Here is a 20,195-nt window from a genome sequence, read left to right on the forward strand (position 1 = left end):
TCTCAGGCAGGGTCGGTCACGTCCGCAACCGTGGCATCGAGCGCCGTCGTGAGGTCGACGGCATCGACCGTTGCGCCCACGCCGTGAGCGCCTCCGCCGATCGACACGGGCCCCGGCTCGCTGAGCCGGGAGTCCGCGACGACGGGCCACTTGTGCAACGCCCCGAACGGGGTGATGGTTCCCCTCTCGTAGCCCGTGACCTCGAACGCCACGTCCTTGTTTGGCATCGACAGCCGCGAGACACCGAGCAGGGCGCGCAGCTTGGGCCACGAGATCTGCCGGTCACCCGGGACGAGCACGAACAGGAAGTCGTCGTCGGCCCTGCGCACCACTATCGTCTTGATCAGCTTCGCCGGGTCGACGCCGCGCGCGGCGGCGGCCTCGGCCAGGCTCGCGACCTGGCCGTGCCGCGTGATCTCGAACGGGATCCCCGCCGCCTCCAGCGCTGCGACGGCGCGTTCTTCGCTCATGCCATTTCCTATCCTGAAAACGCGAGTCTGCGTTGTCTCGCAATATGGTCAAGGATCACCCGCGGGGCAACTCGGACCGCACCCCCGGCTCAGTCGTCGTACTCGGTGCGCTCGGTGCGCCAGTACTCTGCGCCGTCGCGCGTGCGCTGCACCAGGCCCTGGTCCACCATCGCACGCCGCACCGCCACGGGATCGTGTGCCAGACCCTTCAGCCGGTCCGTCAGCTCCCGCTCCGTCATCGGCTCCAGGAGCGTAGGCAGCGCCTGCACCGCCAGGTACCGCGTCACGGCGATCTTGTCACGCCAGCGGCGCGGCATCGCCTCCAGCCGCCCGGACCGCAGGAAGCGCCGCGGGTCGTCGACGGCGCGCGCCGCGCGCTCGCTCGGGTCTTGCTCGGTCGTCACGCGTGCGGTCAGTCCTCGGTGTCCTCGGTGACGACGGCGGGCTCCTTCGGCATCGTCGCCAGCGGGCTGGGCGACACCGAGGGGCTGGGCGACGGCGTCGGGTCGTCGGTGTCGGCGGACTCGCTCGACGACGGCGACGGGCTCTGCGCCGGCTCCGAGGTCGAGGGGGACGGCGACGGGGAAGGTGACGGCGACGTCGAGGGCGTCGGTGTCGGGGTGGGCGTCGGCTTCGTCGTGGGCTTCGTCGGCGGCTTCGTCGGCTTCGGGGGCGTCGGGTCGCTCGGCTCGGGGACGCTCGGCTCCGGGTCCGGGTCCGACGGCCTGGGCGACGACGGGTTGTCGCCCGGCCGGTCCGACGGCTTCGTGCGCGGCTTGCGCTTGTCGTCGTCGGACTTCTCGTCGCCGTTCTTCGGCTTGGGGTCGAGCGCCGGCTTGTAACGCGGGGTGGTGGAGTCGTCGGGGCTCCACATGCCGACGTCGGAGGGGTCGATGGCGCGGTTCGGGATGGAGCCGGCCGCGAAGAACTCGAAGTGCCAGGGCTCGGGCTTGGCGCCGCCGAGCCGGGCCCAGGACGGGTTGTCCCAGCCGTAGTCCGGACCGTGCAGCCGCAGCCAGACGTACTCGGGCGAGTTGCCGCCCGCGATCGGGTTGTCCATGTCAACGGCCAGACCCCAGCCGTGGTTCGACGTCCCCGGGATGGCCGCGAGGTGCGGCTTGGTGTTGGCCACCATCACCTGCAGCTCGTAGGACCGGTAGGAGTCGGTGATCGGGATCGGGTAGCCGAACTCCTCCTCGAACTCCTCGCTCAGCGCGGTCAGCCGTTCCGCGGCATCGCAGCGCAGCATGTGCCCCGGCGCGAACTCCAGCGGGCACAGCACCGCGGCCGGGATGCGGCCGTTCGCGTAGCCGAGAGTGGAGCCGCCGAACATGGACACGACGTCGAGCAGGCTCTCGCGCAGCGATACGCCCGCGCGCTCCTCGACGCCGTCCACCTCGACCAGCGCGTTGGGCGACGACGGGTCGAGCATGTTCGCCAGCCGGATGGCCGCGATCACCACCTGGTCGTAGGTGATGTAGCCGCCGTGGGCGTCCTCGGTGTGCGACCCGACCTCGGACGTGTGCTCGTCCGACACCTGCACGGCCGGCGTGTCGTCGTCCTCGTCCGAGGGCGGCTGCTCGGTGTCGTCGTCAGACGTGTCGCCGTTGTTCGTGTCGCCGTTGTTGGTGTCGCCGTCGTTGGCGCCGGCGCCGTCGTCCTGCTGGCCGCCGTTCCGGTCGTTGGCGTTCTGGCCGCCGTTCTGGTTGCCGTCGCCTTGTCCTGCGCCGTCCTGCTGGTCGGCGTCCTGCTCGCCGCCGTTCTGGTCGGCGTCCGGCGTCCGGCCGCCGTCCGGCTCGGATCCACGGGCGACAGGCGCGTCCTCGATGCGGAGGCCCTCGTTGTTCTCGCCGAAGGCGAGCTGCTGCATCTGGTACGTGGTGTAGAGCATGCCCAGCTCGGCGGCCGCCTGCGCGACCGTGGGGCTGAAGTTCGGCCCCTGCTCGCGGGCCTCGCGTTCGGCGCGTTCGAGGACGGCGACGATCTGGCCCAGCGTCACACCCTCGGGGGCCGTCTCGGTCTCGCCGACGGACACGTTCTCGACCAGGCCGTAGAGCCGGATGGGGAGGTCGCGCTCACCGCTGGCCACGTGCGAGGCCGGGACGCTCGACGCGGCCATGACCAGCACGCCGACGGCGATCACCGTGGCGACGGCGCCGGTCCAGGCGGTGCGGAGGTACCTGCGCAGCTCTGCACGGGGGATGTGCCGCAACCTCGCCAGGTCGTTCACGCGTCGTCCCCTCGGTCGGTGCGCCGTCGGGCGGCGCGCGGTACGTGCGATTCGGATCCTCGCACGCTTAGGTGAATTCGAGCGGCGTAATTATCGGCACCCAGGTGAACCGCCCCTCACCAAGAAGACGCCGAACCCCTGGGTCTGTGACGCCCCTCGCGAGCGAGGCGCTCCACGATCGACAAGGGTAACGATTCGGACGTATACCGCAATGAAGTCTTCCCGGTACATCCCGGAATACTCCACACTGACCCGGGTCCGTACGGGCGCGCCCGCGCCCGCAACCGAGCGGCCGCCGTCGCGGCCGTGGAAGGAAGTCCCTCATGACCGAGACTCCCAACGCACCTGCCGTCCAGGGCGCAGCCCAGGACCCGCAGGCGAACACCCTGGCCGTCGTCGGCTTCGTGCTCGCGTTCCTCACCCCGCCGATCGGGATCATCCTCTCGGCGATCGCCGTGTCGAAGGCCGGCAAGGCGGGCCTGGACAGCAAGCTTGCGAAGTGGGGCCTGGCGCTCTCGATCATCTTCACCGTGCTGTACCTGGTGTTCGTCGGGATCGGCGTCTACGCGGCGCTCTCCATCCCTGGCGCCACGACCATGTGAGCCCGGGCGCTGCCGGGTGCCCGGTCGAGGCGCCCGGCAGCGCCCTCAGCAGCACAGCGGCCGCCGTTCCTCCGGGAGCGGCGGCCGCTGTCGCACTTGGTGTGCATAACGGTCTATCCAAGACCATTCGGATACTCCACAATATGGCCTGACATTTTCTAAAACCTGCAACCAGGGGAGCACTACCACCATGACCACGCCCGACACCACGACCCCCGAGGCCACGACCGAAGAGAACGCGGCGGCGACCGCCACCGAGGTCGTGGAGACCGAGACCGCCGAGCCGGCGGCGACGTCCGAGGCGAAGGCGGAGACCGAGGCCCCCGCGACCGAGACCGTTACCGAGGCCCCCGCCGCCGAGACCGCCGAGCCGGCGACCGAGACCGCGCAGGCGGAGGCCGCCCCGGCCGAGACCCCCGCCCAGACCGAGACCGTCGCCGAGGCGCAGGCCGTCGAGGCCCCCGCCGTCGTCGAGACGGCCGCTGCCGCGGTCGCCGCCCCCGCCGCGGTCGCGACCGCCGTCGCGGCCCCTGCCGCCGAGGAGGAGGAAGAGGACCCGCAGACCGCGGTCTTCAGCCTCCTCACCTTCTTCCTCGCGGCCCTGCCCATCGTCGGCGTCATCCTGAACGCCGTGGCGGTCGCCCGCGCCGGCAAGGAGGGCTTCGACCTGTGGCTCGCCCGCTGGGGCCTCGCGCTCGCGATCATCGAGACCGTCGGTGCCCTCCTGCTGGTCGGCCTCGGCTACTACCTCGGCCTGCTGACCGCCGGCGCCGTCTGAGCCCACCGGGCCGGTGCGCGGTGCGGCCGGCGCACGGCCGAGCCGGCGCGCAGCACGGCCGGCGCAGCACGGCCGGCGCACAGTGCGGCGGCGCGCGCGAGGACGACGGCGGGGTGGTGCGGAGATCTTCTCCGCGCCACCCCGCCGTCGCTCTCTTTGCCCCGGTGACCACAGATCCGCGCGCGTCGCATCCCGGGCCTGGACCACATCGCCGTCGACGGCGCTGCCGACCGTCACCGACGGAATATCGCCCCTGAGCAGCAAGTGTTCGCTGCCCGGACACCCAGCGTTGGGGTGGTGTTCGTGCAGGCGTCGGAATCGCGTACCGGCCCGCCCCTATGTTGCGAGCGTGCTGACCCCGAGCGTGTTGACCCGTGGCGTTGTCGGAGCCGTGCTGGTCCTGCTCGGAGGACTGGTGGTCTCCGCACTGCCCGAGTCCGCGCCGATCCTGGACAGCGAGCCGCTGGCCACCTTGCGCAGCCACACGGCGGGGCGGATGGTGGGGCTCACCGTCGTGCTGCTCGGTCTGGGCCTGCTCGCCGCGGCCTGGCTGGCGCTGTGCCGGGCCGTCGCCGGTGCCGAAGGAGCGGAGCAGGCGGGAGCGCTGGAGCTGGTCCGGCGGGCCACCGTGCTCTGGTCCGTGCCCCTGCTGCCGGCTCCCCCGCTCTTCTCCCGCGACGGCTGGTCGTACGCCGCGCAGGGCATGCTGACCAACCTCGGGGTGTCGCCGTACGAGAACGGGCCGGCGGCGCTCGTCGGCCCGATCGTCGAGGCCGTCGACCCGCGCTGGATGGAGACGCCCGCGCCGTACGGCCCGCTGCCGCTGATCTTCGGGGACCTCGGTGCCGGCCTGACCAGCGACCCGTGGGCGCTCGTCGTCGTACACCGGCTGGTGGCCCTGGTCGGGCTGGTGCTGCTGGCGTGGGCCGTGCCGAAGATGGCCGGCTGGACCGGCGCCAACCCGGCCCTGGCCTCCGCCGTCGTGCTCGCGTCGCCGCTCATGATGGCCAACGGTGTCGGGGGCCTGCACAACGACCTGCTGATGGTGGGCCTCATGGCCGCCGCGCTGGTGGCCGGCGTCGAGCGCGGCTGGGCGACCGGTGCGGTGCTGGGTGGCCTGGCCGCTGCCGTCAAGCTCCCCGGCGGACTGATCTGCGTGCTGGTCGTCCTGGTCTCGCTCCCGGCCGGCGCGCTGCTCGTCGACCGGGTGCGGCGCCTGGCGCTCGTCGCGGCGGTCTCGGTCGGGACCCTCGTCGGGAGCGGCATCCTGTGGGGCCTCGGGGTCGGCTGGATCGGGGCGCTGAGCGTCCCGGTCTCCCTCGACACCCTGCTCTCGGTCCCGACCCTCGTCGGACAGGTGCTCGACTGGGTCTCCGCGACAGTCGGGTCGGGGCTCGATCCCACCGCCTTCCGGGACCTGGTCCGGGGGCTCGCGATGGTCGCCCTCCTCGTGGTCGCCGGCTGGATCGCGCTGCGCCGGCCCACGGGGAACGCGCCCTCCGCCGTGCGCGGGGCCGCCCTCCTCATCGGCGCCTCGCTCCTGCTCAGCCCCGTCGTACACCTCTGGTACCTGCTCTGGCTGACGCCGTTCCTTGCGGCCCTGCGGCTGCCGCGCGTCGGCACCGTGGCCGTCCTCGCGGTCTCCGTGCTCGCGGGCCTCGTCGCGCCGCTGGACTCGTCGCTGCACGGCGCCTACCTGATCATCATGGTCGGCGCGATGTCCGTCGCGGCGCTGATGGCGATCCTGCTGCTGACCCGGCGAAGCCGCGAACGGGTCCGCCACATTGCCGACGCCGGGCTGGCCAGGATCGGATGACCCGCGCTCTCCGGCGGCTCCTCGCCGACCCGCGACGTGCCGCGGTGGGCGCCGCGGCCCTGAGCGCGGTGCTGCTCTCGCTCACCGTGCTGCTGGTCGACCCGCCCTACGCCACCGGCGACGAGCCCCCGCACATGGACTACGCCTACCAGGTGTGGCACGGCAGCCTCCCCGTCTTCGAGGAGGGCCTCGTCTTCCGGCCCGACGGCGCGGTGGTGCCTCCCGTCCAGTGGACCGCCCAGCACCCGCCGCTGTTCTACCTGCTCGTGTCCTGGTTCGTCGGCCCCCTGGTCGACGCCGGCCACCCCGTCGCCGCGGTGTACGCCGCCCGCGCGGTGAACGTGCTCCTTGCGGGGTTGTTCGTACTGGTGACCTGGTGGAGCGCGCGCCGGATCTGCCGCCAGGAGAGCCCGCTGCCGCAGCTCGTCGCGTTCGCGGCGGGCCTGGCCGCCGCCGTCGCGCACGCCGGAGGCAGCGCCTTCAACGACATGCTCGCGGCCGTCCTCGTGACCACGATGTTCGGGCTGGGCGCGACGGCGATCCGTCGCGGCCTGGACACCCGCCTCGTCGTCCTGCTGAGCCTGCTGGCGGCGGCGTGCGCACTGTCACGGCTGTCCACGGCGCTCATCGCCGCCGTCATCGGCGCATTCGTCGTGCTGGCGGGGGCGCTGCGGGCCGCTCAGCGCCGGGGCGCGTGGGGTCCGGTCGTCGGCCTCGCCGTCGGCGGACCCGTGGCCGCACTGGCCGCCGCTGGCTGGTTCTACGCCCGCAACCTCGCCCTGACCGGGAACGTCCAGGGTTCACACTTCGACTGGGCGCTGGCCAACCAGGTGCGCCTGGAGCGGCCCGTGTGGCAGGTGCTGGTGGACCCGGTCACGTGGGCCCGGCTGCCCGACCTGTTCTGGTGGGCGGGCCGCGTCTCCCCTGCGGCGCCGTATGCGGCCACCACCATGGTGATCACCACGGTCCTGCTGCTCTGGACCCCGCTCGCCGTCGCGCTGGTGACCCGCCTGCTGCGGCGCCGCGGCCGGACGGCAAGCTCCGGCGGACCGGGCGCTGGACGGACCACTGTCCGGACTGCCGCATCGACCGGCGAGCGGACCGGCGACGGCTGGCACCCGGCGGACCGGCTCCTGGTCACCCTCCTGCCCTGGGCGGCCGTCGCCGTCTCCCTGACCGTGCAGGTGCTGTACAGCGCCGCGAGCGGCAGCCTGTTCCCGCGGTACCTGCTCCCCGTCGCACTGCCGCTGTTCCTCGGTGTGGCCGCCGGGCTCACGTGGCGGCCCCGGCTGCTCGTGCCGCTGTGGGGGGCTGTCGCGACGGCGGACCTCATCAGCTGGCTCTTCGCCGAGCTGACCACGCCGGCGGAGCCGGGACTCTACGCGGAGCCGACCACGCTCGCCGCTGTGGTCGGCATCCTGGGCGTCGCCGGCGCCGTCGTCGCGACGCTGGCCGCGCTGCGCGCGAGCCGGGCCGCCGTACCGGTGAACCCGGCACTGCCGGCGAGCGCCGGCGTGCGCTGACGCCGGTCGGTTCGGGGCGCGTCCGCCGGTTCCGCAAGCGTCGGCTGGTTCGGAACGGCCCGACGCCCTCCGCCGCTCCACAGGCCCTGAGCCGCCAAGGCGGCTGGTTCTGCTCGGCCACAAACCCGGTCTAATGGGTGAAATTTCTCCAACCGTCACATCCGGGTCATATGGTCGTCACTGGCGGCCCAGACGATGAACGCCCAGGTCAGTCTCAAGGAAGGTCCGCCCCATGTCGTCGTTCGTCTCCCAGCGCGGGCTCCGGGTCCGGCATCTCGTCGCGTCCGTCACGGCGCTCGCGCTCGTCGCACTCCTCCTCGTGGTCTACCCGCAGCCGGCGGGCGCCTACCCCCCGGACATCCCCTCCAAGGCGCAGGTGCAGTCCGAGCTGAACGCGCTCACCGTGCGGGCGGAGGGTGCTTCGACGCCGTACAACCGGGACCTGTTCCCGCACTGGATCAGCCAGGGCAACAACTGCAACACCCGCGAGGTGGTGCTGCAGCGCGACGGCAGCAACGTGCAGGTCGGCAGCGACTGCTACCCGACGTCGGGAAGCTGGTACAGCGAGTTCGACGGCCAGACCCGCACGGCGGCGTCGGACATCGACATCGACCACATCGTGGCCCTGGCCGAGGCCTGGTACTCGGGCGCCAGCTCGTGGACCACCTCCCGGCGGCAGGACTTCGCGAACGACCTCACCGGCCCGCAGCTCATCGCCGTCACGTCCGAGGTGAACGTCTCGAAGAGCGACAAGGACCCCGCCGAGTGGGTCCCGCCGCTGGCCAGCAAGCGCTGCGCGTACTCGAAGATGTGGATCCACACGAAGTACCGCTGGGACCTCACCGTGGACTCCGCGGAGAAGACGGCGCTGCAGAACCTGCTGAACACCTGCTCGTACTGATCGGCCGCACCACCCGGAAGCACGAAGCAGGGCGTCCGCCGGGCGCCCTGCTTCTGTTCTTCCCTGTGCGACCGGCTCGCGCTGTACGACCGGCTCGCGCTGTACGACCGCTCGCGCTGTGTGACCTGCTCGCTGCGACCTACCCGGGCGGCCCCGCTACGCCGCGTCCTCGTCCCGCGGCGCCGCACCGCGCGTCGTCGCGGCGCCGGACAGCGCGACGCGGAGCGCCTCCTCGGCGTCGAGCACGCTCTGGTAGGCGTCCTGGCAGAGGGCGTACCCGACACAGGCCTCATCGAGGACGGCGATCGCGGCGCCGGACGCGGCGGCGACCTCGTCCGGCCCCGCGCTGCTCCCGATCGACGGAAGCCGAGCGGCACTCTGCTCGGCGGCGCGCAGGCTCGCGGCGCCGGACGCATGGCCGGCCTGCGCGGACTCCAGCGCGGCCGCGTAGTCGTCGAGGGTGCCGGCCATCGCGTCGAGACCCTGCACCTCCAGCACGATCGTGGCGTGGCCGCGCAGCGCGGTCTGCATGGTGCGGAGGCCCGCCGCGGCGTCCCGCACGGCCTGGGCGTTGCCCCGGAGCGCCACCGGGTTCCCGTCGGGCGGGCTCTGGACGGGCGCTCCCCAGCCGGACGCCGCGGCGCGCAGGTCGTCGATCAGCACCTCGACGTACTCCGGCGCGTCGAGGTGCTCGAAACCACGGCGTCTGCGGCTCAGCTCATTGATCTGCCTCTCGCACAGGTCGATGAGCTCGCTGAGCGTCATGCCGGGCCTTCGCCGGCCCGGTGGACCGGCCGGACGGGCAGGGACCGGGAGGTGGTGGTCGCGCGATCGGTGGTCGCGCGCTCCGCCGTCGGACGGTCGGTGGCCGCGCGATCGGCAGCGGAGCGCTCGCGCGTCGCACGACCAGCGGCCGAGCGGTCGCGGGCCGAGCGGTCGCGGGTAGGCCGGTCCGCCGGACGGCCCGAAGCCCTGAGCGTGACCGGCTCAAGCGGCCCATCCGGACCGGCCTCGTGCCCGGCCCCGGCACGCTCCCGTTCGGCCGACTCCAGCACCGACAGCACCCGCTGGACCTTGGCGATCTCGCGGAGCGCGGCGGCCGGGTCCGCCTCCCTCCCGGCAGCGCGCAGCACGTGCCCGACGGCGTCCCGCGCCGCCGTCGGCCCCGGGACCACCCCCTCGCCGAGCGCGATCACGTCGGCCAGCCCGGCGAGCCGCACGGTGATGGCGACCCGGCGCGTCGTCGGCCAGCCGACGCCCGCCGCGTTCAGGCGCTGCACGGAGCGCGCGATCGTCTCGGGGCTCATCGTGCGCCCCCCACCACGTCGACCACGTTCTGCTCAGGCATCCCGCTCCTCTTCACGCATCTCCGCACGTCACAGAGACTTCGAAAGGGTAGGTCGCAAGCCTGGGGGAACAACATGGGGAGGGATCCCCATGGACTGCGCACCCGATCTGCCGGACACCGTTGACGTGCCGCCGCATTCCGGTGAGTCTGGTGCGGCCGCGGGCCGGACCCGCTGCCGCACTGCGCTATCGCTCCACCCTCCACAGACGGACGCAAGGACGAGCACAGGGAGAACCGATGACACCGCTGTCAAAGACACCCTCCGCGCACCGACACCCCCGCCGACGCCGCGCACGGCGCCTGCTCGGCGCCGGCGTGACCGTGGCCCTCGCCGGCCTGCTGGCGGTGCCGCTGTCCGCCACGGCCCCGCCGGAAGCGGCGGCCCGGGCCGAGGCCGCCGAGACGGCGGCGCCCCAGGCCGTCATCTGCGACATCTACTGCGACGCCAGGGACCCCGCGCACGCGGCGGGCGACCGCGTACCGGTGAGCGCCACCGTCCACGGCCGGACGATCCGGCTGCACGTCTCGGACCCCGACGTCATGGGCTGGGGCTCGATCGACGGCGGCCAGGCGGGCGACGAGGTCTGGCTGGACCGGTCCTTCGACGGCGGACGTACGTGGGCGTCGGGCAGCCGGCTCGGCATCACGACGACCCCGGCGGGCTGGACCGGCTGGCGCACCCAGATGTACAACGTCGACGACTGGAACACCGCCGGCGTCGGCGCCCTGCGCGCCTGCGGTAAGGCGGGCGACCGGCCCGAGATAGCCTGCACCGGCTGGGCACGCAACGACCGCAACGCCGGCAGCCGCTCGACGGCGGCCGCGACCGCGCTGATGATGCTGTGGGACCGCGACACCGGCCTGTTCGAGACCAACGGCTGGTGGACGGCGGCCAACGCGCTGACCGCCGTCATCGACAACGCCCGGATCAGCGGGATGGGCAGCTACCGGTACGCGATCGCGCAGACCTACGACAAGAACGTCAACGCGCGGCAGGGCCAGTTCCGCAACGAGTACCTGGACGACACCGGCTGGTGGGGCCTGGCGTGGATCGCCGCCTATGACCTGACCGGCGACAGCAGGTACCTGAACACGGCCCGCGCCGACGCCGACCACATGCGCGCGTGGTGGACGAGCAAGTGCGGCGGGGGCGTCCAGTGGAACACGGGCATCGCGTACAAGAACGCCATCACCAACGAGCTGTACATCCAGCTCAACGCGGCGCTGCACAACCGCATCCCGGGCGACACCACGTACCTCCAGCGGGCACGGGAGGGCTGGGACTGGTTCCGGAACAGCGGCATGATCAACTCCGGCAACCTGGTCAACGACGGGCTCACCGACGCCTGCGTCAACAACGGCCAGCCCACCTGGACCTACAACCAGGGCGTCATCCTCGGCGCCCTGACCGAGCTGCACCGGGCCACCGGGGACGCGGCGCTGCTCACGACCGCCCGGAACCTGGCGAACGCCTCGACGTCGTCCACGTACCTGAACCCGGGCGGGGTGCTGCGCGAGGTGAACGAGGGCGACGACTGCAACAGCGACGGAGCCTCGTTCAAGGGCGCCTACGTCCGTGGCCTGGGCAAGCTCAACGCCGCGCTGGGCGACCGCCCGTACAGCGGCTACCTCGACCGGCAGGCCGACGCCGCGTACGCGAACGACCGTGACTCGCTCGGCATGTACGGCCCGCACTGGAGCGGCCCCTTCGTCCGCACCACCTCGGGGCACGGCTGCCAGCACGGCGCCCTGGACCTGATGAACGCGGCGCAGGCGAGCTGAGCCCGCGTGCCAGACCCACGGATCACCCGGATGACCTGTGGGTCTGGCACCCCGCCGAGGCCCGGCGGCATATCACCTTGCCGTTCCTGGGAGAATGAGGGGTTGTGAGTACCGAGTCCTCCCCCACCCCCGCGTCCGACGGCGACCGTGGCCGCCCGGGCGGGGGCCGGAACCGTCGCCGGGGCTCGGGCAGGCAGGCCGGTGAGCAGTCGGGCCGGCAGAACCGTCGGCCGCGCCGCGGCGGCCCGCAGCGCATCTCGGCCGCCCAGCTCGAAGCGGCGGCCGCCAAGCGCGCCGCTGTCGAGGTTCCGCCCATCACCTACCCGGCGCAGCTACCGGTCTCCGCGCGCCGCGCGGACATCGCCGCCGCGATCCGCGACAACCAGGTGGTGATCGTGGCCGGCGAGACCGGCTCGGGCAAGACCACGCAGATCCCGAAGATCGCCCTCGAGCTCGGCCGCGGCCGGCAGGGCCAGATCGGGCACACCCAGCCCCGCCGTCTGGCCGCCCGCACCGTGGCCGAGCGCATCGCCGAGGAGCTCGGCACGCAGCTCGGCGGCGTGGTGGGCTACCAGGTCCGGTTCACCGACCAGTCCAGCGACGAGACGCTGGTCAAGGTCATGACCGACGGCATCCTGCTCGCCCAGATCCAGCGCGACCCGGAGCTGCTCGCCTACGACACGATCATCATCGACGAGGCGCACGAGCGGTCCCTCAACATCGACTTCCTGCTGGGCTACCTGTCGCGGCTCCTCCCCCGGCGGCCGGACCTCAAGCTGATCATCACGTCGGCCACGATCGACTCCGAGCGGTTCGCCGCGCACTTCTCCCCCGCGGCCCTAGCGCGGCGGGGCGGCGCGCCCGAGTACGTCACCGACGTGCTGGCCGACCTCGCCCCGATCGTCGAGGTCTCGGGCCGCACGTTCCCGGTCGAGATCCGCTACCGGCCGCTGTCGCCGGACGACGGCGAGCCGGACGCCGAGAACGAGCAGCCCGCGCAGCGCCCCGGTACCTCGCGCGGGCCCAGGGACTCCGGCGGCAGGAAGAAGGGCAGGTCGCGCGGCGGGGACGAGGAGAAGGACCTCGTCACGGGCATCATCGAGGCCTGCGACGAGCTCATGCGCGAGGGCCCCGGCGACATCCTCGTGTTCCTCTCGGGCGAGCGCGAGATCCACGACGCGGCCGACGGCCTCACCGGGCACCTCAAGGAACGCGCCCGCGACCCGAAGCACCCGCAGCACGTCGAGATCCTGCCGCTGTACGCGCGGCTGTCGAGCGCGGAGCAGCACCGGGTCTTCCAGCCGCACACCGCGCGGCGCATCGTGCTGGCGACGAACGTCGCCGAGACGTCGCTGACCGTCCCGGGCATCCACTACGTGGTCGACCCGGGCACCGCGCGCATCAGCCGCTACTCCAAGCAGACCAAGGTGCAGCGGCTGCCGATCGAGCCGGTGTCGCAGGCCTCGGCCAACCAGCGCAGCGGCCGCTCGGGCCGTGTCGCCGACGGCATAGCGATCCGCCTCTACTCCGAGGAGGACTTCGTCGGGCGGCCCGAGTTCACCGAGCCCGAGATCCTGCGCACCTCGCTCGCGTCGGTGCTGCTCCAGATGATCTCGGTCGGCGTGGTGAGCACCCCCGACGACGTCGCGCGCTTCCCCTTCGTCGAGCCGCCGGACACGCGCGCCATCCGCGACGGCGTCCAGCTCCTCACCGAGCTCGGCGCGCTGGAGGTCGCCGACGGCGTCACGCGGCTCACCCAGGTGGGGCGCACGCTCGCGCAGCTCCCGATGGACCCGCGCCTGGCGCGCATGGTCATCGAGGGCTCGCGGCACGGCGTCGCGCGCGAGGTGGCGATCGTGGCCGCGGCGCTGTCGATCCAGGACCCCCGCGAACGCCCGGCCGAGCAGCGCGCGCAGGCCGACCAGCAGCACGCCCGGTTCGCCGACCCGCGCTCCGACTTCCTCACCTACCTGAACCTCTGGGAGTACGTGCGGGAGCAGCAGCACCTGCTCTCTGGCTCGGCGTTCCGCCGGCTGTGCAAGGCCGAGTACCTGAACTTCCTGCGCATCCGCGAGTGGCAGGACGTCGTGGCCCAGCTCCGCGAGATGTCGAAGCCGCTGGGCATCGAGATGTCGTTCCAGCCGCGTCGTCGGTCTTCCGGCGCTCGGTCGGGCCCGGGGGAGGGCGGCGATACCGCTGCGCCGCCTCGCTCACGGGCCCCAGGGGGCCCTCCGCTACGGCTTGACGGCGGCGCAGCGGTATCGCCGCCCTCCCCCTCCGAGGCTGAGTCGCCGTCGTATCGGCAGACGTGGGACGACGACACGATTCACCGGTCGCTGCTGGCTGGGTTGCTCTCGCAGATCGGGATGCAGGACACCGGCGAGGTCAAGGCGTCCGCCGTCGCGCACCTGCGCGGGGCGCAGCGGGAGGCGGCGCTGAAGCGCGCCAAGAAGCAGGCCCGCAACGAGTACGTGGGGGCGCGCGGGGCGCGGTTCGCGATCTTCCCCGGGTCGCCGCTGTCCAAGAAGCCGCCGGCCTGGATCATGGCCGGCGAGCTCGTGGAGACGAGCCGCCTGTGGGCGCGCGACGTCGGCCGGATCCAGCCCGAGTGGGCGGAGGAGCTGGCCGGGCCGCTGGCCCGGCGCACCTACTCGGAACCGCACTGGTCCAGCAAGCAGGGCGCAGCGATGTGCTCGGAGAAGGTGCTGCTGTACGGGGTGCCGATCGTGTCCGACCGGCGCGTGCTCTACGCGAAGGTCGACCCGGAGGCGGCGCGCGAGATGTTCGTGCGGCACGCGCTCGTGCAGGGCGAGTGGACCACGCACCACCGGTTCTTCCACGACAACCGCGCCCTGCTGGAGGAGGCGGGCGAGCTGGAGGCCCGCTCCCGGCAGCGCGGCCTGGTCGCGGACGAGGACGACCTCTTCGCCTTCTACGACGAGCGCGTCCCCGACTCCGTGGTGTCCGCTGCGCACTTCGACCGCTGGTGGTCGCGGGCGCGCAGGGAGACGCCGGACCTGCTCACCTTCACGATGGAGCAGCTCGTCGGCGACGCGTCCGTCGACACGGCCCAGTTCCCCGAGACGTGGCCGCAGGGCGAGCTCACCCTGCCGCTCACCTACCAGTTCCAGCCCGGGTCCGACGCCGACGGCGTGACCGTGCACATCCCCGTCGCCGTGCTCGCCCGCGTGGTGCCCGACGGGTTCGACTGGATGGTGCCGGGCCTCCTCGAAGAGCTGACCATCGCGACCATCAAGTCGCTGCCCAAGACGGTGCGGCGCGAGCTCGTTCCCGCGCCGGACGTCGCGCGCGAGGTCGCCGCCTGGATCCGCGCGGAGTGCCCGGCCTGGGAGGACATCGCGCGGGCCGGCGACATGGCGGAGCCGTACACCGCCGCGTTCACGCGGGCCGTGCGCGCGCTGCGGGACGTCGTCGTGCCGGCGGAGGTGTGGGACGCTTCCCGGCTCGAGCGGATGCCGGGGCATCTGCGGATGACGTTCCGGGTGGTCGAGGAGCGCGGGCGGGGGCGGTCGGCATCGTCGGTGGTGCTGGACGAGTCCAAGGATCTGGTGCTGTTGCAGCGGAAGTTGGCTTCTCGGGCGGAGGCTGCTGTGCGGTCTGCCGTGCGGGGGGCTGTGGGGGCGGCCTTGGCTGAGGCTCGGGCTGCTTCTTCTGGCTCTGCTTCGGCTGGGGGCTTTGGTGCGGGGGCCTTGGCTGGGGCGGGTGCGGAGGGAGAAGACCCCCGCGCGGACGCGTTCACGGGCCCCGGGGGGCCCTCCACTTCGGGAAAAGATACGTCCGCGCGGGGGTCTTCTCCCTCCGCACCCTTCGTAGGTGCGTCGCCTTCATCTGGGGGCCGCGACGGGCGTTCTTCTTCGGTGGGGACGGGCGGCTCCCAGGGTGGGGTTGGCGAAGGGGTTGGTGTCGGGGCGGACGTCGGTGTCGGGAGGGCTGGTCGTGGTGTGTCCGGTGTGCCCGGCAGTGGTGTGCCCGGTGGTGGGACGGCCGAGAGTGGGGCGGCTGGGGTTGTTGTCGGGGAGCGGAGTGGGCTGACGGCGTGGCCCTCGGGGCTGCCTGGTGGTGAGCTGCCGCTTTCCGTGTCTACCGACGTGGGGGCCGGGGTGGTGGTGCGGGGGTTCCCGGCGCTCGTGGAGGAGGTCGCTCCCAAGGTGAAGGGCCAGGCCCGGTCCGTTGGTGTGTCCCTTCGGATCCTGGCCGAGGAGAGTGCCCAGGCTGCCGCCCATGCCGCCGGAGTGCGGCGGCTGCTGCTGTCGGAGACGGCGCTCGGGGTCGGGCGGATCACGTCGCGGTGGACGGGGACGCAGTCGCTGACGATGGCGGCGTCACCGTATGCGAGCACAGAGGCGCTGGTCGCCGATCTGCAGCTGGCGGCTGTCGTCTCGTTGACGTCTGGTGGGGACTCGGCGCGTTATGACACGCCGTCGGGTGGGCCGGACGCTGCGTCGGTGCGGTCCGCCGCGGCATATGCCGAGGCGCTGGCCTTCGTGCGGCAGCATCTGGAGGACGAGGTGCACCGCGTCGTCGGCCACGTGGTGGCCGCGCTGACGGCGAGCCGGACGCTCGAGGCGGAGGTCCGCGCGTCGGGCAGCCTTGCGCTGCTGAACACGCTGCAGGACCTCCGCGAGCACCGCGCGAGCCTGATCCACGACGGGTTCGTGTCGGCGACGCCGCCGCGGCGGCTGCCGCACCTGGCCCGCTACCTGCGCGCGGACTCGCACCGCCTGACCAAGGCCGCGGAGAACCCGGCGCGGGACTCCGACCTCGCGTGGCGGATCGGCGACGTGACGTCCGCGTACGAGAAGGCCCAGGCGACGTACGCCGCCGGTGCTCCTGACGCGGCCCGCGCTGCCGAGCTCGCCGAGGTGCGCTGGATGCTGGAGGAACTGCGCGTCTCGCTGTTCGCGCAGCAGCTCGGCACGGACGGACCGGTCAGCGAGAAGCGGATCCGGAAGGTACTGACGCCGAACGGCTGGTGAGGATCGTGCGGCCGCCGCCGGATGGCGTCGGCCGCGTCAGTGGGTCGGTATCGGTTCCGTCCTGGCAGTGAGACTGAGCTCCCGCGCCGGGTATACGGCGACGTCGCGGACCGTCCGTTCACCGAGCGGCTCGGCGAGCTCGACGACGAACGGCGTCGGCGGGTTGGACTGACAGGTCGCCATGCCGTCCAGCGGTTCGACGTTGATCACGACGTCTACCGTGTCCTCGCCCTCGGTGAGCGTGGTCAGCCGCACCCGGCCCTCGGCGGCCTCCCCGCCCGCGCACGCGCTCTCGGTGATCAGCAGGTGCACCTGGCGCGACGCCGGGTCGAACGGGTGGCCCGGGTCGGGCGTGACGTTCGCGGCTCCGGCCGCGACCGTCCGCAGCGCACAGGTGCTGGCACCGAAGAGCATCCAGCCGGGTGCCGGCACGTTGGGGTCCTCGACCCGCTCGATCTCGAGGAACTCGTGCGTGTGGAGGTCACCGGGTTCGAGCTCGGTCGGCTCGGGCAGCTCGCGGAGGAGCGCCACGTGCTCGGGCCGCTCCTCGAGGACGAGCCACTCGGCCGGCTCTATCTCCGGGACGTCCATGCCCGCCAAGGCGGTCTGGCCGTCCCTCCCCAACGTCTCGGCGGTGCGCCCGTCCGTGAGCACCTCCGCCGGTACCCGCAGCTCGTCGCACGAGTACAAGGGCGGCTGGGCGCCGCCCACGGAAGCGCTGCTCGTGGACGGTTCACGCGCGGAGGCGTCGCCTCCGGTGTCCGGCGCGGACGCGCCCGGGCTGGCCGACGCACAACCCACCGACATCGTGACGATGAGGGCGGCGACCATCGGTCCGATGACTTCCCGCGACCTTCGTTGGATGCTCATGCCCGGTTTGTGTTCCGCCGCACCAGGGACTTGCGCCAAGGGAGCTCAGCGCCAGTACGCCGCCCGGCCGTAAGCACTCATCAACGGGTTTTCGCCCTTCTTGACGAGCACCACCTGCACGGCCGTGTTGCGGTGCTGGTACGACTCCGTGCCCGCGCCAGCGCCGTTCCTCGCCCAGCCGAGCCAGCCGATCCCCGCCACGTGGACCCGGTAATAGATGTTGTACCGCTGGGCCATCTCGCCGGTGAGCCGCATCTTGTAGGCGGAGGTCCGATCGCTGCGGTCGTACGTCCCCGCAACCTTGGTGTCACTCACGTAGGACCGCCAGCCGTCGCCCTCGACCTTCGCCGACACCTGGACGCCGCCCGAGTAACGCAGGCCGTCCACGTCGACCCGCAGGGCGTTCAGCCGCTGCGAGGTGTCGGTGAGCCCGGCGGTGGCGCCGCCGTGGACCCGCGGCTTCCAGCCGGCAGGGCGCAGGTAGGGCTGCACTGTCACCTGGTTCTGGGTCGCCCGGTCGTAGAAGGGCGCGTTCCCCGTGCCCGACGCCGACGGTCGCTTCCCCTTGGGCAGTACTCGCATCTGGACCGCCTCGATGCGGTAGCCGTATCCCGTGGTGCCGGAGTCCGCGCCGTTCTTCGCCCAGCCGAGCCACCCGTACCTGGGGACGTAGGCGCGGTACCACACGTCGTAGAACCGGGCGTGCGGTCCTGCCGGCTTGACCCGGAAGGCTTCGAGGCGGCGGTTCTGACCGACGCTGCCGACGTACTGCGTGTAGGTCTTGGTCTTCAAGCCTTCCCAACCACGGCCCTGGACGTAACCCTCCATCTCGAACCAGAGCACCGAGTCGGTGTCATTCTCGCCCTCGATCGGCGGCGCGGAACGAGTGGCGTACGACCTCGAACTCGGGTACGCGACCAGCGCCTGCACAGCCATCGCGCTACCCGTCGAGCCAGCAGTCTCGCCATCCTTCGCAACGCAATAGCAGTAGTTGCTCATCCACCTCGAGCCCACATGACTGACCCCATAGTTGACGTGCATCGGGTCTCGTTCCCTGACCGTGAAGGGCGTCGAAGTCACCGATCGAGGGTTCATGCGAGGACCATGCGCTGTGACCCGAACCGAGATCCGGCGTCCGACGTCGTCGGGCGAGCTCAGGTACTCCCTGCTCGTCGCGCCCTTGATGGCTACGCCGTTGCGGAGCCACTGGTATGTGTACGACGAAGGCGTCGGTGTGAAGCCCGAGAACTGCGCCCGGTAGTAGCTGTTGTAGCTCGGATGACTCTGGTTGCCGCTCCATGCCAACGAGACCACCTTCGCCGAGCCACCCGAGAAGGAGCACGATGTGGCGCAGATCCGCGCGGTCGTCGTGACGGCGTCGGCGCCGGGGTACTGCACATACTCTGCGCGAAGGTCTCGGAAGCCGGTGCCCATCTGACTCTGGTGTACCAGCACGTCTTTGACACGCGTGTCGAACGTCGTGCGCGCGACCCCGGTGGTGCCGTCGTACAGCGTGACCGCGCCCGTCGCCGTCGGGCCGCGCGACGTCTGCAGGTCCTCCGTCACAGTGATCCGGAGAGGAATCATCCCGTCGTCCGGCTGCGTGTCCTCGGGCTCTGCGACCGACACCACCGGTGGAGTGTCCAGGGCAGTGCCAGGTTCGGCAACGTTGATGAAGCGCGTCGTCGACGAGCCCTTGAGGCCGGTCTTGTCGACCTCGACGATCTTCAGGAACTGGACCCCCGTGAAAGTCGGAACGAACGGAATCACAGCGTTCGCAGTCGCATGAATAGTCGTCCACTCGGTAGGCCGGAGGTTAGTGCTGGTCGTAACGCCGTACGCAAAGGACACCGTGTCGGCACTCACCGGTGCCGCGACCACGAAGGCGCCCGGTACTCCCACGCCACCGCGTGGACCAGTGCTGTTCGGATAGACCGCCTCCGTGCCGAGCACTGGGAGAATGGAGAGCGAGGCATTTGGCGCACGGTGCAGGAGGAACGGACACTCGACGGCAGGCCCTGTCAGAGTTCCGTCCGCACTCTGGGCACGGACGACGAGTGTGTTCACAGCGTTGTCCGTGAGCCAGTCCGCCCTGGCTGTGCCGCCCAGCACGCCTTCTACAACCGGAAGATCTTGCTGGCTGCGCACCGCACCGGCGGCATCGACAGACTTGACCTCGGCATGTGCGACAGTCGGGTCATCGAAGGTGACGTCGAAGGCCATCGACGACCAGTCCTCGTACTCCACGACAACCGTGATCGGCTCCGCTCCGCAGGCCTGCCCTTCGATGCCGACGCCAGAAGGCGCTGGCAGATCCGCCGCATCAGCGACGGCCGGAGTCACCGGCATCAGCACAGAGGAAGCGACCAGCGCCCCGCCCGCGAGCGCCGCCCCGGCGCGGGTCGCTACGACGCGGAGCCGCGCGGGAAATGAGGAAAAGGACACCACGGCGACTCCCGGTCATCGAGCAAACGGACTCAGGTTAGGGGGCGCCGAGTGCGCCCTCAATGCATCTCGCCGCAGTTCACCCGGTGTCTTTCGGGCCGCTCAGGCCTGAGTGGGTGTGAGGGTTCGGCGCGATATCACCCTGACCATCCGAGGCCCTACTTCAGGGGCAGGCCCGGGGGTTACCCGATGGCCGCCGGCACGTCGCGGAAATACTGTCGATGGCATGAGCACAACGACACTTTCCCGTCCGCGCCGCGGGCGCATGATCGCCGGTGTCTGTGCCGGCATCGCGCGCCGATTCGGCTGGGACCCGACGCTGGTCCGGGTTCTCGCCGTCGTCTCTCTCTTCATCCCCGGTCCGCAGATCCTCGCTTACCTCGCGTTCTGGCTCCTCATGCCGAACGACCCCGAGTAGCCCGACCGTCCCCTG

General features: G+C 71.8%; 15 protein-coding genes. 8 read left to right on the forward strand and 7 right to left on the reverse strand.

The window, feature by feature from the left end; translation table 11 throughout:
* Positions 1 to 2: 2 nt before the first annotated feature.
* The 3 genes from AC0QU1_RS26095 to AC0QU1_RS26105 all read right to left on the reverse strand — a co-directional run bounded on the left by AC0QU1_RS26095 (position 3) and on the right by AC0QU1_RS26105 (position 2,700).
* Positions 3 to 470 (reverse strand): aminoacyl-tRNA deacylase, encoded by a 468-nt coding sequence (locus tag AC0QU1_RS26095; protein ID WP_483573553.1) that lies wholly within the window; start codon positions 468 to 470, stop codon positions 3 to 5.
* Between the two features lie 89 nt (positions 471 to 559).
* Positions 560 to 874 carry a DUF2087 domain-containing protein gene (locus AC0QU1_RS26100; RefSeq protein ID WP_483573554.1) on the reverse strand — a complete coding sequence of 105 codons (315 nt, stop codon included), beginning with the start codon at positions 872 to 874 and terminating at the stop codon, positions 560 to 562.
* Positions 875 to 882: 8 nt separating this feature from the next.
* Positions 883 to 2,700 carry a M15 family metallopeptidase gene (locus AC0QU1_RS26105; protein ID WP_483573555.1) on the reverse strand — a complete coding sequence of 606 codons (1,818 nt, stop codon included), beginning with the start codon at positions 2,698 to 2,700 and terminating at the stop codon, positions 883 to 885.
* 323 nt (positions 2,701 to 3,023) lie between these two features.
* On the opposite strand from AC0QU1_RS26105, the gene AC0QU1_RS26110 reads away from it, so the two are divergent.
* From AC0QU1_RS26110 to AC0QU1_RS26130, 5 genes are all read left to right on the forward strand, one after another.
* The gene (locus AC0QU1_RS26110; protein WP_483573556.1) at positions 3,024 to 3,302 is read left to right on the forward strand and encodes a hypothetical protein; all 279 of its coding nucleotides are present in this window, start codon (positions 3,024 to 3,026) and stop codon (positions 3,300 to 3,302) included.
* Positions 3,303 to 3,492: 190 nt separating this feature from the next.
* Positions 3,493 to 4,080, forward strand: coding sequence for a hypothetical protein (locus AC0QU1_RS26115; protein ID WP_483573557.1), 588 nt, complete (start codon positions 3,493 to 3,495; stop codon positions 4,078 to 4,080).
* A gap of 349 nt (positions 4,081 to 4,429) precedes the next feature.
* Positions 4,430 to 5,896, forward strand: coding sequence for a polyprenol phosphomannose-dependent alpha 1,6 mannosyltransferase MptB (mptB, locus tag AC0QU1_RS26120; RefSeq protein WP_483573558.1), 1,467 nt, complete (start codon positions 4,430 to 4,432; stop codon positions 5,894 to 5,896).
* Entirely contained in the window at positions 5,893 to 7,419 is a 1,527-nt protein-coding gene (locus AC0QU1_RS26125) for a hypothetical protein (protein WP_483573559.1), read from the forward strand. The genes mptB and AC0QU1_RS26125 overlap by 4 nt, the downstream gene beginning before the upstream one ends.
* 232 nt (positions 7,420 to 7,651) lie before the next feature.
* The gene (locus tag AC0QU1_RS26130; protein WP_483573560.1) at positions 7,652 to 8,320 is read left to right on the forward strand and encodes an HNH endonuclease family protein; all 669 of its coding nucleotides are present in this window, start codon (positions 7,652 to 7,654) and stop codon (positions 8,318 to 8,320) included.
* Between the two features lie 156 nt (positions 8,321 to 8,476).
* Here the strand turns inward: AC0QU1_RS26130 and AC0QU1_RS26135 are convergent, their stop codons facing one another.
* Together AC0QU1_RS26135 and AC0QU1_RS26140 are read right to left on the reverse strand one after the other, a co-directional pair.
* On the reverse strand, positions 8,477 to 9,085 hold the full coding sequence (locus tag AC0QU1_RS26135) for a hypothetical protein (protein ID WP_483573561.1): 609 nt from the start codon (positions 9,083 to 9,085) through the stop codon (positions 8,477 to 8,479).
* Positions 9,082 to 9,627: a hypothetical protein gene (locus AC0QU1_RS26140; protein ID WP_483573562.1), complete on the reverse strand. Its 546-nt coding sequence runs from the start codon at positions 9,625 to 9,627 to the stop codon at positions 9,082 to 9,084. The genes AC0QU1_RS26135 and AC0QU1_RS26140 overlap by 4 nt, the downstream gene beginning before the upstream one ends.
* A gap of 278 nt (positions 9,628 to 9,905) precedes the next feature.
* On the opposite strand from AC0QU1_RS26140, the gene AC0QU1_RS26145 reads away from it, so the two are divergent.
* Both AC0QU1_RS26145 and AC0QU1_RS26150 read left to right on the forward strand, forming a co-directional pair.
* The gene (locus AC0QU1_RS26145; protein ID WP_483573563.1) at positions 9,906 to 11,450 is read left to right on the forward strand and encodes a glycoside hydrolase family 76 protein; all 1,545 of its coding nucleotides are present in this window, start codon (positions 9,906 to 9,908) and stop codon (positions 11,448 to 11,450) included.
* Positions 11,451 to 11,554: 104 nt separating this feature from the next.
* Positions 11,555 to 16,447: a DUF3418 domain-containing protein gene (locus tag AC0QU1_RS26150; RefSeq protein WP_483573564.1), complete on the forward strand. Its 4,893-nt coding sequence runs from the start codon at positions 11,555 to 11,557 to the stop codon at positions 16,445 to 16,447.
* 36 nt (positions 16,448 to 16,483) lie between these two features.
* Here the strand turns inward: AC0QU1_RS26150 and AC0QU1_RS26155 are convergent, their stop codons facing one another.
* The gene (locus AC0QU1_RS26155) at positions 16,484 to 17,317 is read right to left on the reverse strand and encodes a hypothetical protein (RefSeq protein ID WP_483573565.1); all 834 of its coding nucleotides are present in this window, start codon (positions 17,315 to 17,317) and stop codon (positions 16,484 to 16,486) included.
* 45 nt (positions 17,318 to 17,362) lie between these two features.
* The gene (locus AC0QU1_RS26160) at positions 17,363 to 19,765 is read right to left on the reverse strand and encodes a hypothetical protein (RefSeq protein ID WP_483573566.1); all 2,403 of its coding nucleotides are present in this window, start codon (positions 19,763 to 19,765) and stop codon (positions 17,363 to 17,365) included.
* A 223-nt stretch (positions 19,766 to 19,988) separates the two neighbouring features.
* Here AC0QU1_RS26160 and AC0QU1_RS26165 point away from each other — a divergent pair, with 223 nt between their 5' ends.
* The gene (locus AC0QU1_RS26165; protein WP_483573567.1) at positions 19,989 to 20,180 is read left to right on the forward strand and encodes a PspC domain-containing protein; all 192 of its coding nucleotides are present in this window, start codon (positions 19,989 to 19,991) and stop codon (positions 20,178 to 20,180) included.
* Positions 20,181 to 20,195 lie beyond the last annotated feature (15 nt).

Source organism: Promicromonospora noduliphila, from assembly GCF_056951025.1.

What these genes read in the sequence shown, in the direction of transcription:
- AC0QU1_RS26095 (WP_483573553.1), bottom strand. Translation starts at nt 470, where the DNA reads ATGAGCGAAGAACGCGCCGTCGCAGCGCTGGAGGCGGCGGGGATCCCG.
- AC0QU1_RS26110 (WP_483573556.1), top strand. Translation starts at nt 3,024, where the DNA reads ATGACCGAGACTCCCAACGCACCTGCCGTCCAGGGCGCAGCCCAGGAC.
- AC0QU1_RS26115 (WP_483573557.1), top strand. Translation starts at nt 3,493, where the DNA reads ATGACCACGCCCGACACCACGACCCCCGAGGCCACGACCGAAGAGAAC.
- AC0QU1_RS26125 (WP_483573559.1), top strand. Translation starts at nt 5,893, where the DNA reads ATGACCCGCGCTCTCCGGCGGCTCCTCGCCGACCCGCGACGTGCCGCG.
- AC0QU1_RS26130 (WP_483573560.1), top strand. Translation starts at nt 7,652, where the DNA reads ATGTCGTCGTTCGTCTCCCAGCGCGGGCTCCGGGTCCGGCATCTCGTC.
- AC0QU1_RS26135 (WP_483573561.1), bottom strand. Translation starts at nt 9,085, where the DNA reads ATGACGCTCAGCGAGCTCATCGACCTGTGCGAGAGGCAGATCAATGAG.
- AC0QU1_RS26140 (WP_483573562.1), bottom strand. Translation starts at nt 9,627, where the DNA reads ATGAGCCCCGAGACGATCGCGCGCTCCGTGCAGCGCCTGAACGCGGCG.
- AC0QU1_RS26145 (WP_483573563.1), top strand. Translation starts at nt 9,906, where the DNA reads ATGACACCGCTGTCAAAGACACCCTCCGCGCACCGACACCCCCGCCGA.
- AC0QU1_RS26155 (WP_483573565.1), bottom strand. Translation starts at nt 17,317, where the DNA reads ATGAGCATCCAACGAAGGTCGCGGGAAGTCATCGGACCGATGGTCGCC.
- AC0QU1_RS26165 (WP_483573567.1), top strand. Translation starts at nt 19,989, where the DNA reads ATGAGCACAACGACACTTTCCCGTCCGCGCCGCGGGCGCATGATCGCC.